Source organism: Parendozoicomonas verongulae (assembly GCF_009711465.1).
GTDB classification, from domain to species: Bacteria; Pseudomonadota; Gammaproteobacteria; order Pseudomonadales; family Endozoicomonadaceae; genus Sansalvadorimonas; species Sansalvadorimonas verongulae.
Map to the genome: position 1 here is coordinate 7,559 of NZ_SMME01000744.1, position 502 is coordinate 8,060.

General features: G+C 56.2%; 1 pseudogene. It reads right to left on the minus strand.

Annotated features, from left to right (window positions below):
• Positions 1-502, minus strand: a pseudogene (locus E1189_RS23570) (hypothetical protein); the annotation flags it as partial.

The window sequence follows — 502 nt, forward strand, 5'->3', positions numbered from 1 at the left end:
TGCATTAGTGTTGGTGCGCTTGGCTTCCACGACCGCCATGGGCATGCCTTTGGCATCCCAGAGCACATAGTCGGCGTAACCGTCTCCGGTTTTGGTGGGCTGCTCTTTGACCGGCTCTTCCTGAGTGACCTGTGCAGTGTCCTGTAGGTTTTCTCCCACATCCCATCCTGCGGCAATAAGCTGGGAGTCAATCAGATGGCGGCGGGTTTCGGCTTCATCCAGTTCAAGGATATTGGCAACATGGTCGTTCTTCTGACGAAGCTGCTCCATGCGCTGCTGGAACTCATCGGCCTTTTCCTTCTGGTGCTGGAGCTCCTGGAGGATGTTGATCTGCTGCTTCTGGGCTTCTTCCAGTTCGGCCTTGGCGGCATCGAGCTGTTCCTGCTTATGCTGCAGCTCTTTCCTGGTGAGTGATGATGTATCAGTTCTGGGAGCTTCGGGCTCGGTATAGGTGCCCAGCCCAGCCTTCGTGCCGTTACCATGGCTCAGGTACATCCAGCCA